General features: G+C 53.1%; 14 protein-coding genes. All 14 read left to right on the forward strand.

Going from position 1 to position 15,088, the window contains the following annotated elements; translation table 11 throughout:
• Positions 1 to 15: 15 nt before the first annotated feature.
• The 14 genes from DXB92_RS09530 (at position 16) to DXB92_RS09595 (ending at position 15,017) form a co-directional block, all read left to right on the forward strand.
• Entirely contained in the window at positions 16 to 255 is a 240-nt protein-coding gene (locus DXB92_RS09530) for an acyl carrier protein (RefSeq protein WP_040648466.1), read from the forward strand.
• A 276-nt stretch (positions 256 to 531) separates the two neighbouring features.
• Positions 532 to 1,308, forward strand: a complete 777-nt coding sequence (locus DXB92_RS09535) for an ABC transporter permease (RefSeq protein WP_117733697.1) — start codon at positions 532 to 534, stop codon at positions 1,306 to 1,308.
• Positions 1,308 to 2,675, forward strand: coding sequence for an ABC transporter ATP-binding protein (locus DXB92_RS09540; RefSeq protein WP_117733698.1), 1,368 nt, complete (start codon positions 1,308 to 1,310; stop codon positions 2,673 to 2,675). The genes DXB92_RS09535 and DXB92_RS09540 overlap by 1 nt, the downstream gene beginning before the upstream one ends.
• A gap of 6 nt (positions 2,676 to 2,681) precedes the next feature.
• Entirely contained in the window at positions 2,682 to 3,731 is a 1,050-nt protein-coding gene (locus tag DXB92_RS09545) for an FkbM family methyltransferase (RefSeq protein ID WP_117733699.1), read from the forward strand.
• Positions 3,732 to 3,746: 15 nt separating this feature from the next.
• A complete protein-coding gene (locus DXB92_RS09550) occupies positions 3,747 to 4,238 on the forward strand; it encodes a hypothetical protein (RefSeq protein ID WP_021683701.1) in 492 nt (163 codons plus the stop codon).
• Entirely contained in the window at positions 4,235 to 5,335 is a 1,101-nt protein-coding gene (locus tag DXB92_RS09555; RefSeq protein WP_117733700.1) for a glycosyltransferase family 4 protein, read from the forward strand. The genes DXB92_RS09550 and DXB92_RS09555 overlap by 4 nt, the downstream gene beginning before the upstream one ends.
• Positions 5,336 to 5,661: 326 nt before the next feature.
• Complete coding sequence (locus DXB92_RS09560) at positions 5,662 to 6,849, forward strand: glycosyltransferase family 4 protein (RefSeq protein WP_040648463.1); 1,188 nt, start codon at positions 5,662 to 5,664, stop codon at positions 6,847 to 6,849.
• A gap of 4 nt (positions 6,850 to 6,853) precedes the next feature.
• Positions 6,854 to 8,047 carry a glycosyltransferase family 4 protein gene (locus DXB92_RS09565; RefSeq protein WP_117733701.1) on the forward strand — a complete coding sequence of 398 codons (1,194 nt, stop codon included), beginning with the start codon at positions 6,854 to 6,856 and terminating at the stop codon, positions 8,045 to 8,047.
• Positions 8,048 to 8,080: 33 nt separating this feature from the next.
• On the forward strand, positions 8,081 to 10,582 hold the full coding sequence (locus DXB92_RS09570; protein WP_117733702.1) for a hypothetical protein: 2,502 nt from the start codon (positions 8,081 to 8,083) through the stop codon (positions 10,580 to 10,582).
• A gap of 34 nt (positions 10,583 to 10,616) precedes the next feature.
• Positions 10,617 to 11,615: a glycosyltransferase family 2 protein gene (locus tag DXB92_RS09575; protein ID WP_117733703.1), complete on the forward strand. Its 999-nt coding sequence runs from the start codon at positions 10,617 to 10,619 to the stop codon at positions 11,613 to 11,615.
• A 197-nt stretch (positions 11,616 to 11,812) separates the two neighbouring features.
• Positions 11,813 to 12,478 carry a dockerin type I repeat-containing protein gene (locus tag DXB92_RS09580; protein ID WP_117733704.1) on the forward strand — a complete coding sequence of 222 codons (666 nt, stop codon included), beginning with the start codon at positions 11,813 to 11,815 and terminating at the stop codon, positions 12,476 to 12,478.
• 202 nt (positions 12,479 to 12,680) lie between these two features.
• Positions 12,681 to 13,454, forward strand: a complete 774-nt coding sequence (gene thyX / locus DXB92_RS09585; RefSeq protein WP_117733705.1) for an FAD-dependent thymidylate synthase — start codon at positions 12,681 to 12,683, stop codon at positions 13,452 to 13,454.
• Positions 13,438 to 14,115 carry a thymidylate kinase gene (locus DXB92_RS09590; RefSeq protein WP_117733706.1) on the forward strand — a complete coding sequence of 226 codons (678 nt, stop codon included), beginning with the start codon at positions 13,438 to 13,440 and terminating at the stop codon, positions 14,113 to 14,115. Before thyX ends, DXB92_RS09590 begins: the two co-directional genes overlap by 17 nt.
• Entirely contained in the window at positions 14,109 to 15,017 is a 909-nt protein-coding gene (locus DXB92_RS09595; RefSeq protein WP_021680968.1) for a phosphatidylglycerol lysyltransferase domain-containing protein, read from the forward strand. Before DXB92_RS09590 ends, DXB92_RS09595 begins: the two co-directional genes overlap by 7 nt.
• The last annotated feature ends 71 nt before the right edge of the window (positions 15,018 to 15,088 follow it).

Genomic DNA, 15,088 nt, shown 5'->3' on the forward strand with positions numbered 1-15,088 from the left:
GGAGGAAGAAAGAACATGGCAAAAGAAGAAATTTTTGACAAGCTGAAGGAACTGGTCGTAGATCAGCTGGGTGTTGAAGAAGACGAAGTGACAATGGAAGCTTCCATGCAGGACGATCTGGGTGCAGACTCTCTGGATCTGGTAGATCTGGTAATGTCCGTTGAGGAAGAATTCGGTGTCAAGGTTGCTGACGAAGATCTGGAAAACATCAAGACCGTTGGCGACATCGTAAACTACATCGAAGACAGAGCGTAAGTTCTGACGCGGTGCAGCATATGTGAAACAGAAAAGCCGGAGCAGTTTTTTTCTGCACCGGCTTTTTGTTTGCCGTGAATTTTGGAGAAATCGATTCCATTTTTCGAAAAAGCGGCAGCCTCTTGTGCAATCTGTCGGAATGCCGGAAAAACATTGACTTTTTCGCGGAAATCGGTTATAATAAAATATACGTGTATTCTGCACGAACACTTTGATTCGGGCTTGCCGTGCAGAAAACAGCAGTGCAGTACCGCAAGCCCCAGACAGGACGTTTTTATGAAAATTTGCAAGGAAATTTATCAGTATCGCCAGATGATCTTCAGTCTGGTGAAAAAAGACCTGCGTGGACGGTATAAAGGTTCCGTGCTGGGCTTTTTGTGGACGTTTATCAACCCGCTGATGCAGCTGGTAGTTTACACCTTTGTGTTTACCTACATCATGAAAGCCGGCATCGACAAGTATTATCTGTACCTGTTTGTCGCCCTGATCCCGTGGATTTTCTTTTCCTCGTCGATCACCGGCGGCTCCAGTTCCATTGTGGCACAGAAGGATCTGATCAAGAAGATCTACTTCCCGCGGGAAGTCATACCGATCTCCTATGTGACAAGCTGCTTTGTCAACATGCTGCTGTGCTTCCTCATCATTTTCCCCGTCATGGTGATCTCCGGCATTTCGCTGAACCCGCTGGCTCTGCTGTGTCTGCCGGTGATTATGATAGTGGAATATTTTCTGGCACTGGGCATGGCGATGCTGTCCTCGGCAGTCACGGTCTATTTCCGCGATCTGGAGCACATTCTCGGCATCATCACTATGGTGTGGATGTACATGACACCGATCTTCTATTCCATTGACATGATTCCGGAGAAGCTGCGGTTTGTCTATCACATCAACCCCATGTCCTCGGTCATCAGCTGTTATCGGGATGTGCTGTACTACGCTCAGGTGCCGGATCTGACCAGTCTGCTGGAGGCAGTCGTGCTGGGAGCCCTGTTCCTGGTGCTGGGTATGCTGGCGTTCGGAAAATTGAAAAAGGGCTTTGCGGAGGAATTGTAATGGCGGCAGAGAGCAAACAGGAAAATGCAATTATTGTGGATCATGTCAAGAAGCACTTCAAGGTGTTTCTGGACAAGGGACAGAGCTTTAAGGAACGGCTCCTGTTCCGGAACCGCCGGCGGTATGAGAACCGTCAGGTGCTGCGGGACATTTCTTTCACGGTAAAGCGTGGAGAAGCCGTGGGTCTGATCGGACACAACGGCTGCGGCAAGAGCACCACGCTGAAGCTGCTGACACGGATCCTCTATCCCGACAGCGGCACCATCACCATCAAAGGTCGGGTGTCCAGCCTGATCGAACTGGGTGCCGGTTTTCATCCGGATATGAGCGGACGGGAAAACATCTACACCAATGCTTCCATTTTCGGACTGAGCAAGAAAGAAATCGATTCCCGTCTGCAAACGATCATCGACTTTTCCGAACTGGAACAGTTCATCGATAATCCGGTGCGTACCTATTCTTCCGGTATGTACATGCGGCTCGCCTTTTCCGTAGCGATCAACGTGGACGCAGATGTGCTGCTGATCGATGAGATTCTGGGGGTAGGCGATGTCAACTTTCAGGCAAAGTGCTTCCAGAAGCTACAGGAGATCAAGGCAGAAGGTACTACCATTGTGATCGTGTCCCACTCTATGGGACAGATCGAACAGATCTGCGACCGGTGTATCTGGATCGAGGACGGTCTGATCAAGGAAGAAGGCGTTCCCAAGTACGTGGACGAGCACTATCTGTCCGAAATGGAACAGATCCGTCTGGAACGGGAAGAAGCTGACCGCCAGAAAGAACACGCTGCCGCAGAAGAAGCCGAAAAAGCCGCAGAGGAATCTGCGGAAACGCCTGCCGAGGAGAAAACCGCAGATGCAGAAAAGCTCTCCAAGCAGAAACTGCCGGCATTCTGTGAAAAGTCGGCAGTTCGTCTGGGAACCGGTCAGGTACAGTTTACAGATGCCGCCCTGCTGGACGAGGGCGGCGAATCCAAGTATGTGTTCCGCACCGGTGACGAGATCACCCTGCGGCTCAAATATCATTGCGTAGAACCGGAAAAGACACCCAAGGGCAACTTCGGGTACGGGATCTTTCGGGAGGACAGTGTCCACTGTTACGGCACCAATGTGGAGATCGAATCGGACTCGTGGGTGGCATTGCAGCCCGACGGCGAGATCGAAGTGCGGTTCCGCAATCATTTGCTGCCGGGACGCTATTTTCTGGACGTGGCAGTCCATGCACCGGACGGCACCTATTACGATGACATTCGCCGGATTCAGGCGTTCGCCGTGACTTCAGAGCATCGGGACATTGGTGTCTGCCGGCTGGAGTCCCAGTGGTTCGTGGACGGAAAGGCACTGGAACGCAAGACAGGAGAATAAAAAAGAATGAGCGATATTGTGAAAAAAGGGTTTTTTCGCCGCTGTCTGTATCGGGCGACTGGTGCGTATCTGCTGGAGCAGCACATTCAGATGCTGGAACAGCAGGTGAAAACGCAGCAGATGCAGCTGGCACAAATGGAAAAAGAGAGAGAAGAAAGGGAAGCACAAGACGCACAGCAACAGCAATTCAACACGGCATCGCAGGAACGGCTGGATCATCTGGAACTGCACGCTGCCGCACAGGACGAGCATCGCAACAACATCGATGCCCAGCTGCAGCAGACTGCGGGACAGACAAATGACTTACAGCGGCGTATGGAGTGGGCAGAGGACGGCATGAGAGAAGCGGGTCTGCTGCTGCCGTCTGAACTTCAGCTGTTCAACAAAAAAAGCTATTCACAGGCAGGCGAAGATGCCATTCTCATGTACATCTTTGTCATGCTGGGTGTTCCGCTTTCACAATGCAATTATCTGGATTTGGGTGCCAATCACCCCTGCGATATGAGCAACACCTGGTTCTTCTATCAGCAGGGAGCCACCGGCATTCTGGTCGATGCCAATCCGAAGCTGGCAGAGGAACTGCGGCGGGCAAGACCGAAAGATCAGGTCATCAACGCCTGTGTCGGTCCGGTTTCCGGCGAAACGCTGGACTTCCATGTGCTCAGTGCCGACGGGCTTTCGGCTCCGGGAGATGTTTCCGAGGTGCTCCGTGCCAATCCGGCAGTGCGGGTGCTGGAAACTATTCCCATGCAGACCGTGGCGGTCAACGACCTCATGGAACAGCTGGGCGGTGCCCCGAAGATCCTGAATCTGGATATTGAGGGCATGGAAATGGAGATCCTCCGCAGCATCGACTTTGCAAAATATCGTCCCACCACCATGATCATTGAAATGATCCCCTATTCCAAACAGCTGGTGGCGGGAAAGAAGAATCCGGAGATCCTGCGGTTCATGCAGGAAAAGGGGTATGTGGAATATGCCTTTACGGGTATCAACTCGATTTTTCTGGACAAGCAGTTTTATGAAAAAATCACCGGCGTTTCGCTGGAAGGGTAAAGGAGTATCGCAGCAATGAGCGTAAATGTAGAAGAGATCATGTCCGGAATTCGGGCAGAAATTCAGGAAAAGGGATACAGCAGTGACATGCTGTCGTTTGCCGATGTCCCCGCAGATGCAGATGCAGGGATCTATGTGGAACGGTTCGATGCGGACATGCTCCGCGGCAACGTGCAGTATATCAGCGAACACCACCGCGTAGACCCGTATCGTCCTCTGGCAGGAAATCCCGTGGCAGTCTTTTTCAAGAAAGTCCTGCGGAAATTCATGAGCTTCTATGTGGAGCCCTATGCGGCAGAGCAGAGCAGCCTGAATGCCAATATCGCACAGGCAGAGCAGCAGGTGGAGCTGTACATTCGGGAATCCCGCATGCACAGCACCAAGGAACTGCTGGATAAGGTGGAGGCACTGGAACTCCAGCAGAAGAACACCAAGATCGCCATGGAACAGATGCAGGCACAGATCGCCGCATTACAGGCGAAGCTGAACGGGGAGGACGCTCGATGAAAGTATTGCAGCTTTTGCCTACCCTTGCCATGGGCGATGCGATCGGAAACGATGTCCGTGCACTGGACAAGGTCATTCGCGGCATGGGCTATCAGACTGGCATCTATGCAGAAGTCATTGATGGCAGACTGCCGGAGGGCACTGCACAGCAGGTGGAGAAAATGCCCCGCCTTTCCGGCGAGGACGTGATTCTGTATCACATGTCCACCGGTTCGGAACTGAACTTTTCTCTGGAGAAGTACCCCTGCCGGAAACTCATGGTATTCCACAACATCACTCCGCCCCGCTTCTTCAAAGGCTATAACGAGGCGGCAATGGAATCGGCAGAATACGGCATGCGTGGACTCTGTCATCTGGCAGACAAGGTGGACGGCTGTATGGCAGACTCCGCCTATAACGGCGATGTGCTGCGGGAACTGAACTACCGCTGCCCCATTACCGTGCGTCCGATCCTGATCCCCTTTGCTGACTACGCCAAGACACCGGATCAGTCCGTCATGGAACACTATCAGGACGACGGCTACACCAATTTCATTTTCGTCGGCCGTGTGGCTCCGAACAAGAAGCAGGAGGACGTGATTCGGGCGTTTTACTGCTATAAGAAGTACTGCAATCCCAAGTCCCGCCTGTTCATCGTGGGTTCGTACAACGGCATGGAACGGTATTACCACCGCCTTCGCCGCTATGTGGGAGCGTTGGAACTGGACAACGTGGTCTTTACGGGGCACATTCCTTTTGCACAGATTCTGGCATACTATCATCTGGCAGACCTGTTCCTGTGCATGAGCGACCACGAGGGCTTCTGTGTGCCGCTGGTGGAAGCGATGTACTTCAATCTGCCGATTCTGGCATACGATTCGTCGGCAATTTCCGATACGCTGGGCGGAAGCGGCATTCTGCTGCCCACCAATGATCCCATGGAAGCGGCACTGGCGGCAGACCATGTGCTCCGCAATGCGGAACTGCGGCGGGAGATCGTGGCAGAACAGCACCGGCGGCAGCAGGAATTCGCCTATCCGGAAATTCGAAAGGTGTTCGAGAGACAGCTGCAGCAGTTTATCGACACCGTTCCGCCGGTTTCGAAAAAGCGGAAGTAAAGGAAACACTGCATAAAGCCCGCCTGACGGCTTTGCACGCAATCTGCTTGCAGATTTTCCGTCATATTGCCCAGAAATCCCTTGCCATACGGCAGTATGCCTGCGGAATTTCTAGGCAATCTGCCGAAAAATCTGACTTACGCATCTTACGCACAAGCTTTATTCAGTGTTTCCTAAAAATCATTATAGGGGAAAAAATTTTTGGGCAGTACCGCACAAAGCCGGTGCGTAAGATGTACTTCCGGTCGTCAGGCGGGTTTGGTGCAGTGCTGTCTTTGAGAAGGTACGCCGCAGAACGCGGTACATTGGCAGGAGGTCATATCGTCATGCAGAAAATTGGATTCGTTATTCCGTGGTTTGGAGAAAATATTCCCGGCGGTGCAGAAATGGAACTGCGGGAAGTCACTGCACACTTGCAGCAGGCAGGTATGGAAGTGGAGATCCTGACTACATGTGTCAAGGAATTCACCGCCGACTGGAATGAAAACTATTACGCCGCAGGAACTGCCGTGGTGGGGAACATCACGGTTCGCCGGTTTCCGGTGCGGCGGCGGGACACTGCCGCTTTTGACCGCGTGAACCGGAAGCTGATGGACGGCAAGCAGATCTCTCCCAAGGAAGAACAGATCTTCGTGGAGGAAATGGTCAACAGTCCCCAGCTGTATGAGTACATGCGGGATACTGCCGACGAGTATGGTCTGTTTGTCTTTATTCCGTATATGTTCGGTACGACATACTACGGCATGCAGGTTTGTCCGGAAAAGTCGGTGCTGATCCCCTGTTTCCATGACGAAGCCTATGTGTACATGCGGCTGTTCCGGCAGGCGTATGTGAAAGCACGGGGCATGATCTACAATGCTATGCCGGAAATGGAACTGGCAAATCGGGTGTACGACTTCACCACCACCGAGCAGATCTGCATGGGTATCGGTATGGATACCAGGATTCAGTCTGATGCGGAAACGTTCCGGAAACAGTACCATATCGATAAGCCCTTTCTCCTGTACGCCGGCAGAAAGGACGTGGGCAAAAACGTCCACACTTTGCTGCGGTACTTTGCCGAATGGAAACAGCGGCAGAAGGACGACCTTCAGCTGGTGCTGATCGGCGGCGGCGATATTGCCATTCCGGAATCGGTGAAAGACGATGTTTATGACTTGGGCTTCGTTTCCAAGCAGGACAAGTACAACGCCATGGCGGCGGCAGCACTGCTCTGTCAGCCCTCTCATAACGAAAGCTTTTCGCTGGTCATTATGGAAAGCTGGCTCTGCGGCAGACCGGTGCTGGTTTCGTCCCAGTGTGCCGTGACAAAGGATTTCGCCAAGCGTTCCAACGGCGGTCTGTATTTCAAGGATTATTTTGAATTCGAGGGCTGTGTGCAGTACATCCTGCAAAATCCGGAGGCAGCCGCAGAACTGGGTGCCAACGGCGGGGCGTTTGTACGGGAAAACTTCGAGTGGGACGTGATCGTGGAAAAATACCGGACATTTTTCCAGAAGCTGATGGGAGCGTGAGAGCATGAAGCGAATCGCACTGGTTCACCCGCGGTACGGGCTGGAGATCAGCGGCGGCAGCGAAACCTATGCCCGAAAAATTGCAGAACATCTGGCGAACCGGTATGAAGTGGAGGTGCTGACCACCAAGGCAGTGGACAGTGCCACATGGAAAGACTGGTATGTGCGGGACGTGGAGATGATTCGCGGTGTCACAGTACGCCGGTTCTCCGTGCAGCAGATGCGTGCCAGAGATTTTCAGGCATTCGACGAGGCATATCTGGCAGAACTGGCACAGGGCAGATCCAATCTGGTAACAGAGAAAGAGTGGTTCGAAAAACACGGTCCCTATGCACCGGCTCTGATCCGCTATTTGCAGCGGTATCGGGAAACTTATGGAGCGATCCTGTTTCTGTCCGATGCCAACTATCTGACTTATGCCGGACTGCCGCTGGCGGGAAATCGGGCGATTTTTATCCCTATGGCACAGGATACCCCGTTCCTGCGGTTTTCCACACTGGAAAGCCTGTACCAGAAGCCGCGGGCGTTTGTCTTTTTGTCGGAGGAAGAACGCCTGCTGGTTCGCCGGCGGTTTCCGCTGTCAGAGCCGATTCCCTGTGCCGTAATGGGACTGGGCATGGACGTGCCGCGGCAGGTGGACACCGGCACATTCCGGCGGCAGTACGGGCTGGACGGCGAATATCTGCTCTATGTGGGGCAGGTGGACGAAAAAAAGGAATGCCCCATGCTGATGCGGTACTTCATGGAGTTCCAGAAGCGGACCGGCAGCAAGCTGAAGCTGGTGCTGGCGGGAAAGAAGATCTGCCGGATTCCGGAGCATCCGGATATTCTGGCACTGGGCTTTTTGCCGGAGAACGAAAAGTTCAGTGCCATTGCCGGAGCCAAAGCCGTGGTCATTCCGTCCCGACAGATGGGCGTTTCCATGACGCTGCTGGAATCTATGGCAATGTCTGTGCCGGTGCTGGTCAACGGAGGAAGTCCGGTGCTGCAGGGACACTGCAAAAAGAGCAACGGTGGCTTGTTCTATCAGAGTTATTTTGAGTTCGAGGGTGCCCTGCAATATCTGATGCAGCACCCCGTGGAGTATATGCAGCTGTGTGCCAATGCGAGGGCATACATCACGGCATATTACGATTGGGAGAGTATCATGCAGCGTTTTCAGCAGATCATAGAGTGGGTCAGTCCGGAGAAAGACTGACGCGGAAAACGCAGTGGAGGAAGAAGAAAAGGGATGAGTTTATTTACAGGAGCAGTGCTGCTGGGGGTTGTACTGGCGGCACTGACAGTTGGTGTCTGGTGGAAAAAGACCAACGTGCTGGAACTTCTGGTGCTGGGCGTGGTTTACTGGCTCTGCACATGGGTGATTTCCGGCATGGGGCTTTTTGTACTGGATCAGTTTTCGCTGCGGCGTTGTGTCATTGCGGCAGTTTCTGTGGAACTGCTGGTAGGCATTGCGGCAGTGTTGGTACGAAAGCTGCGGGACAAGACCCCGTGGAAACAGCTGGTGCGGATTTCATGGAACGTGCGTGCCTACTGGATTCCTGCGGTGGTGCTTGCCGGCGGTTTTGTGCTGGTGGCATTCAAACATGAGCTGTTTGGCATGGGACAGGACGAGGGCGTGTATCAGACGGTGGCGGTCAACTTCCTGAACGGCATCACAGACCGCCAGCAGGACTTTGCGGAATATCATACGCTTTCCAAGGAGCAGCAGGAATTGTTTCACGACAAGGTGTTTTCCTACTTGGTGGGATACGACTTGGAAACAGAGGATTATCCCGCTACAGTCTATGACCGCAATGTCAGTCCGGTTTCCGGCATCTATCACGGAATCCCCACCTATGCATCGATGCTGGCAATGTGGGGAAAAATCTTCGGTATGGCAAATATGCAGGGGGTACAGACCTTATGCTATGGCTGTACTATTTTTTTGTTGTTTTTTCTTTGCCAAAATTTGAAAATTCGGAAAAGCAGCAGTGCACTTGCCTGTGCAGTATTCGCGGCTTCGCCAATCGTGGTCTGGGTGGAAAAGTCCGCTCTGACGGAAAGTTTTCTGGCGGTGCTGCTGGTATTGTTCCTCTATTTGCTGACAGATGAGGAACACCCTTATCGGCAATGGCTTTCGATCATTCCCATTGCTGTTTTTTCGTGCTTTCACGTGTCGATTTATACCATGATACCGCTGTTTGTGGTGCTTTATGGCGGCATGTTCTGGATCACCCGCCGGAAAAGCTTTGCGATTCTCATGCCGGTGACACTTGTGGGCTACTGCATCAGCTTTTTCGCCATGCGGCATGTCCAGCCGTTCTACACCATGAACAACTACCGCCCGTTTTTCGTGGCAGGGATCTCCCCGAAAGATCTGCCGGTGCTGGTGCCGCTGCTGTGCGACGTGGGGCTGGTGGCTGTGGGAATCTACCTGTGTCTGGTCTATTTCCTGATCTGCCGGAAAAATCGGGACACTTCCACGGAAGCCTATATGCAGCGGGTGCAGCACTCCAAAATTGCAGTGGTGCTGGTGGAATTCCTGTTGGTGGCACTGGTGCTGTACATCGGTGCAAAGGTGCTTACCGCAGAAAATCCATTGCCGAAATTGCAGGGGAACACCCTGTGGGGATTTGTCTGTGGTTCGGGCTTGTTCCTGCTGCCCATTGCGTGGGTAGTGGGTGTGATTCGCCCGAAAACCTATCTGGAAACGCCCAAGCATCTGGTGATACTGGTAGCCGCATGTTACTGCGTGGTGGTGTACTCTGCATTTTTGCGGACAGAGGTGGAATTCTACTATTATTATGGTCGCTATCTGGCACCGTTTATGCCCATTGCCGCCGTGTTTGCGGCAATGACACTGGACAAACTCCGTGCGAGAGTGACGCTGCCGGTGATGACGGCATGCCTGCTGTTTGTTTCGCCCTTTGACTATTTTCTGGCGACGCATCAGGACGACACCCGCATGACATGGTCGGTGCTGGAGGACTTGTCCAATGAGATCGATTCTGATGACTGCGTGATCGTCGGCGACGACGACATGTGGACACTGTATCTGACGCTGCGTGCCACCACCGGTGCGGCAATGTATCCGGAAATGGAAGATCCGGAAACACAGGCGGCAGAACTGGCTGGGCAGTATGACCATGTGTACTATCTGGGGAACGGCAAGTGGAACGATTCCTTTGAGCATCAGTTCCAGCAGGTATACACCAATACCATTACCCAGAGCACAGATGAAAACTACGGCAATACCGGCAGACGCATCATCATGTTCCCGCTGTCCTATCAGGAAGTCAGCTATACGGTTTCCCTGTATGCGTACTGGGGCGAGGAACAGAACATGTCCTATCCGGCAAGCACCTGTGCCAATACGGCATATTATGGGTTCTATCCGCTGGAAGGGAACTTCTGCTGGTCGGGCAGCGAGAACGCTTCCGTGCAGTGTGACCTGCAAAAGCGGGATTACAATATGACGGTTTCGCTGGGCGGAGCCGTGCCGCTGTACCAGATCCACCAGAATCCGTATGTGGTGCATGTGCTGGTAAACGGCAACGACATTGGAACGATCACGCTGGATGACCAGCAAAACGACGGTGAGTATACGCTGTCGGTGTCCAAGGAAGTCCTGCACGACGGCTCGAACATTGTTACATTCCAGTCGAAACTCTGGAAGGGCAGCTGTGTGATGGAGGACGATGAACGGGAGCTGGGAATCCCGTTGCAGGATGTGGAATTCGAAGCGGCATAAGCGGCTCTGAAATATGGAGAAAGGGAAGAAGTATATGAAACTGATCATTCAGGTACCATGTTACAATGAGGAGAAAACACTGGAACTGGCGTACAATGACCTGCCCCGTCACATTGACGGCATCGATACCATTGAGTATCTGATCGTCAACGACGGCAGCAAGGACAAGACGGTACAGCGGGCGAGAGAACTGGGATTTCACCATGTCGTGTCGTTCCGGCGGAACAAGGGTCTGGCACGGGGCTTTATGGCTGGTCTGGACGCTTGCCTGCGGCTGGGTGCGGACATTATCGTCAACACCGACGCAGACAACCAGTACCGCGGCGAGGACATCGAAAAGCTGGTGCGTCCGATTCTGGAACGCAAGGCGGATATGGTCATCGGCGAACGTCCCATTGACGAAACCGAACACTTTTCGTGGAAAAAGAAAAAATTCCAGCATCTGGGCAGCTGGGTGGTACGGGTGGCTTCGAACACTGACGTACCGGACGCACCGTCCGGCTTTCGGGCATATTCCAGAGAAACTGCCATGCGAATGAACGTGGTCAACGAGTATACCTACACGCTGGAAACGATTATTCAGGCGGGACAGAGCAAAATGGCAGTGGCTTCGGTGCCGATCCGCACCAATCCGGAAACCCGCCCCTCCCGTCTGTTTTCCAGCATGTGGCGGTATATGAAGCGTTCCGCATCGGTAATCATTCGCTCTACGGCAATGTACCGCCCGCTGCATTTCTTCGGCGTTCTGGGAACGATCCTGTTCCTGCTGGGCGTTGCTGTGGGAGTCCGTTTTCTGGTGTACTTCTGCATGGGCGGCGGACACGGCCATGTGCAGTCGCTGATTCTGGCATCGTCCCTGATGATGATCGGATTCCAGACCATTACCATTGGTCTGCTGGGGGATACCGTGGCAGCCAACCGGAAGCTGCTGGAAGATGTGCAGTATCACGTGCGGAAAATGGACTATGACGATCATCCGGAAGCCAAAACGCCGGACGACAAGCCCTTGTCGGAGCAGGCAGAACAGAAATAAAACATTTTTGAGCGGTGCTGCAAAAGCAACACCGCTTTTGTTTGTGAGATGTGCTGAATTTGCAGAGAAAAGTTTGTGTAATATCACGTGTTGGAAAGGTTGACAAATCAAGAAAAAACCATTATAATAAAATTAGGTAAATGGCTGTTAAAACGACAGAGATTTATCACATTTTCAACCAGAAAGGGGTTTTATTTATGAAGATCAGAAAGGGTATTTCCGCAGTACTTGCAGGTGTCATGGCACTGGCGGCATTGCCGGTATCTGCTATGAGTGCAAGTGCTGAGGGAGCGTATGCACTGGGCGATGTGGACATGGACGGTTTCATCACCGGACACGATGCGGCTATGGTGACACATGCACTGTATGTGGACAACGAGGCTTTGACTGCGGAGCAGTTGAAGCTGGCAGATGTAAACGGTGACGGTGTTGTTGACCAGAGCGATGCAGACTGGATCCATGAGAATCAGGTGTATGAACTGGGACAGACTGCGAAAAAGTTTCGAATGGACGCGATGACGGTTTACTATCAGATGTATTGCATTGCCGCAGATGGTACTGGTAATAATGGAAAATTGCAGTACTCTCTGGAAAAGGGTGCAGATCTTTCGGAAAACGGCTTTTGTGACGAGGTGCTGCCGGAAGTCTGCTACAACTTGCTGGACGTGAATGGTGACGGTGTTCTGGATCTGGAAGATGCTTTTCTCACTGTGTTCGATGTATGCCATATGGGCTGTGGTGCAAGCAATACCATTTATTTTACAGAAAATCGCTATGACCTGACAATAGACACCATGCCGGGAACTCTTTGCCCGCCGAGTGGTCATCATGATGATTATATATTCCGGGATTTTGTTTCCTGAGAAGTCATCTGACGAAAAATCTGACTGTGTATCGGACGTACAATCTTTGTAGCGAACAGCCGTCGGCAACATTGCCGGCGGCTGTTTTGCATCTCTGGAAAAATACTTGAAACCAAGCGGGTTCTATGGTATAATAAAAACAGACGGCACGACATGCTTCGGGCATGGTGTTGCCGGATATGAAAAGCAGGAGTGTGATACTATGAAGGTGGTTTTGCTGGCACATACCCCCACGCCGGAACAGACCGTTGCCGCTGCGGCACGGCTATGTTATTCTGACACCGATGTAGAGGCTCTGCGGGAGTCCATTTCGCAGGAGCGTGCAGAACAGTTTGTGGAAATGCTGGCGGGATTCGGTCACGAAAGCCCCGTAGAACATGTGACATTTACATTTGGGATCGAGGGCGTTTCCCGTTCGTTTCTGGCACAGGTGACCCGTCACCGCATTGCTTCGTTTTCCGTGCAGAGCCAGCGGTATGTGCGGCAGGATCACTTTGTCTTTGTAACACCGCCGGCAATTGCTGCCGAGCCGGAACTGCTGCGGGAATACGAAAATGCCATGCAGCAGTCCATTGACAGCTACAACCGGCTGGCGGACGCGTTGGCGGCGAAATATGTGCCGGAATTTCTGGCACAGGGCTGCACCGAAAAGGCAGCCCGCACTAAGGCGGAGAAAAAGGCAATCGAGGACGCACGGTATGTGCTGCCCAACGCCTGTGAAACTAAAATGATCCTGACCATGAATGTCCGCAGTCTCCGGAACTTTTTCCGGCTGCGGTGCTGCAATCGGGCACAGTGGGAGATTCGGGAAGTGGCAACGGAAATGCTCCGGCTCTGCTGCGAGGTTTCTCCTGCCCTGTTCCGCACCGCCGGTCCGTCCTGCTACTGCGGCGGCTGTGCCGAGGGCAAGATGAGCTGCGGCAAGGCGAAGGAAGTACGGGAAAAATTTGAGGTGATCCATGGTGAAACAAGGTAAAATTATCGTGCTGGACGGGCTGGACGGCTGCGGAAAGTCCACCCAGTTTGCCGCACTGGGCAAGCTGCTGACGGAGCAGGGCGAAACGGTAAAGCCGATCAGCTTTCCCATGTATGACAAGCCCTCTGCCGCACTGGTGAAAATGTATCTCCGCGGCGATTTTTCCGACACGCCGGACGGCGTGAACGCCTATGCCGCTTCCAGCTTCTACGCCGTAGACCGCTACGCCAACTATAAGCTGGACTGGGAAAAGAACTACACGGCTGGGGAACTGATCCTCGCCAGCCGCTATACCACGTCCAACGCCATTCACCAGATGAGCAAGCTGCCGCAGGAGCAGTGGGACGGGTATCTGGAATGGCTGGAGGATTATGAGTACTGTAAACTGGGACTGCCCCAGCCGAATCTGGTGTTGTTTCTGTCCCTGCCGCTGGAACTTTCCCAGAAGCTTCTCGCCAAACGCTATGACGGGGATGCTTCGAAAAAAGACATTCACGAGGCAGACCTTGCCTATCTGGAACAGTGCGACTGTGCTGCCCGCTATGCCGGCGAAAAGCTGGGGTGGCAGTTCGTGGAGGTTTCAGACGGCAGACAGCTTTATCCGGTAGAACAGATTCGGGACGAATTATACCGACGCATACAGGAGGCATTTGCATGCTGAATTTCCGGCAGATCACTCTGGCAGACCGTCCGTGGATCCAGACGGCTCTGCGGCAGTCCGATTTCATGGGGTGCGAATACAGCTTCGCCAACAATCTGGCATGGTGCCGCGGGGCGGATTCCCGCATCTGTGCCTTTGAGGGGTTCTATCTGATCTGTGCATTCGATACGCCGGACGGCACGCCGCATTTTTCGTTCCCCAGCGGAACGGGCGACCTGAAACAGGTGATCGCGGCAATGGCGGCATATGCGGCGGCAATGCAGAAACCGCTGGTGATTACCGGCCTGACGCAGCAGAGCCTGCCGTTGTTGCAAGCGGTATTTCCGGAACAGTTCACGCTGGAAAACGACCGCGACAGTGCGGACTATCTCTATCGCACCGCCGACTTTGTGGCACTCTCCGGAAAGAAGTATCACAAAAAGCGAAATCATATTGCCCAGTTTGCCAGGTATGCTCCGGTTTTCTCGGAGATGACACCGGACGACTTTGCCGAGTGCATTGCCTTTGCAGCGGAAAGCTATAACGCCAAGGACGGCTATACCGATGCTTCCAGCGTGGCGGAGCAGTACGCCATTCACACCTTTTTCGAGAATTTTTCCGCACTGGAACTGAAAGGCGGCGTGCTGCGGGTAGACGGCAGGCTGGCGGCGTTCTCTATCGGGGAACCCATTTGCAGCAATGTGTTCGGCGTGCACATTGAAAAGGCGGACACCCGCTATCATGGGGCGTATCCGGCAATGGCACGGGAATTCGCGGCACACTTTGCCATGGACTACACCTATCTGAATCGGGAGGAAGATCTGGGCATTGCCGGACTGCGGAAGTCGAAGCTGTCCTACTATCCGGAACTGCTGCTGGAAAAATGGACGGCAACTTGTCATACGCCGGAGGAACTGTGCTGAAAGCCTTTCTCCGGAAATTTTAAAACAGCACTGTACAAAACTTTGATGTCAGACTGCGTGCAAAGCCCACA

The organism is Ruminococcus sp. OM06-36AC, assembly GCF_003438725.1.
Classification (GTDB): Bacteria; Bacillota; Clostridia; order Oscillospirales; family Ruminococcaceae; genus Ruminococcus_C; species Ruminococcus_C callidus.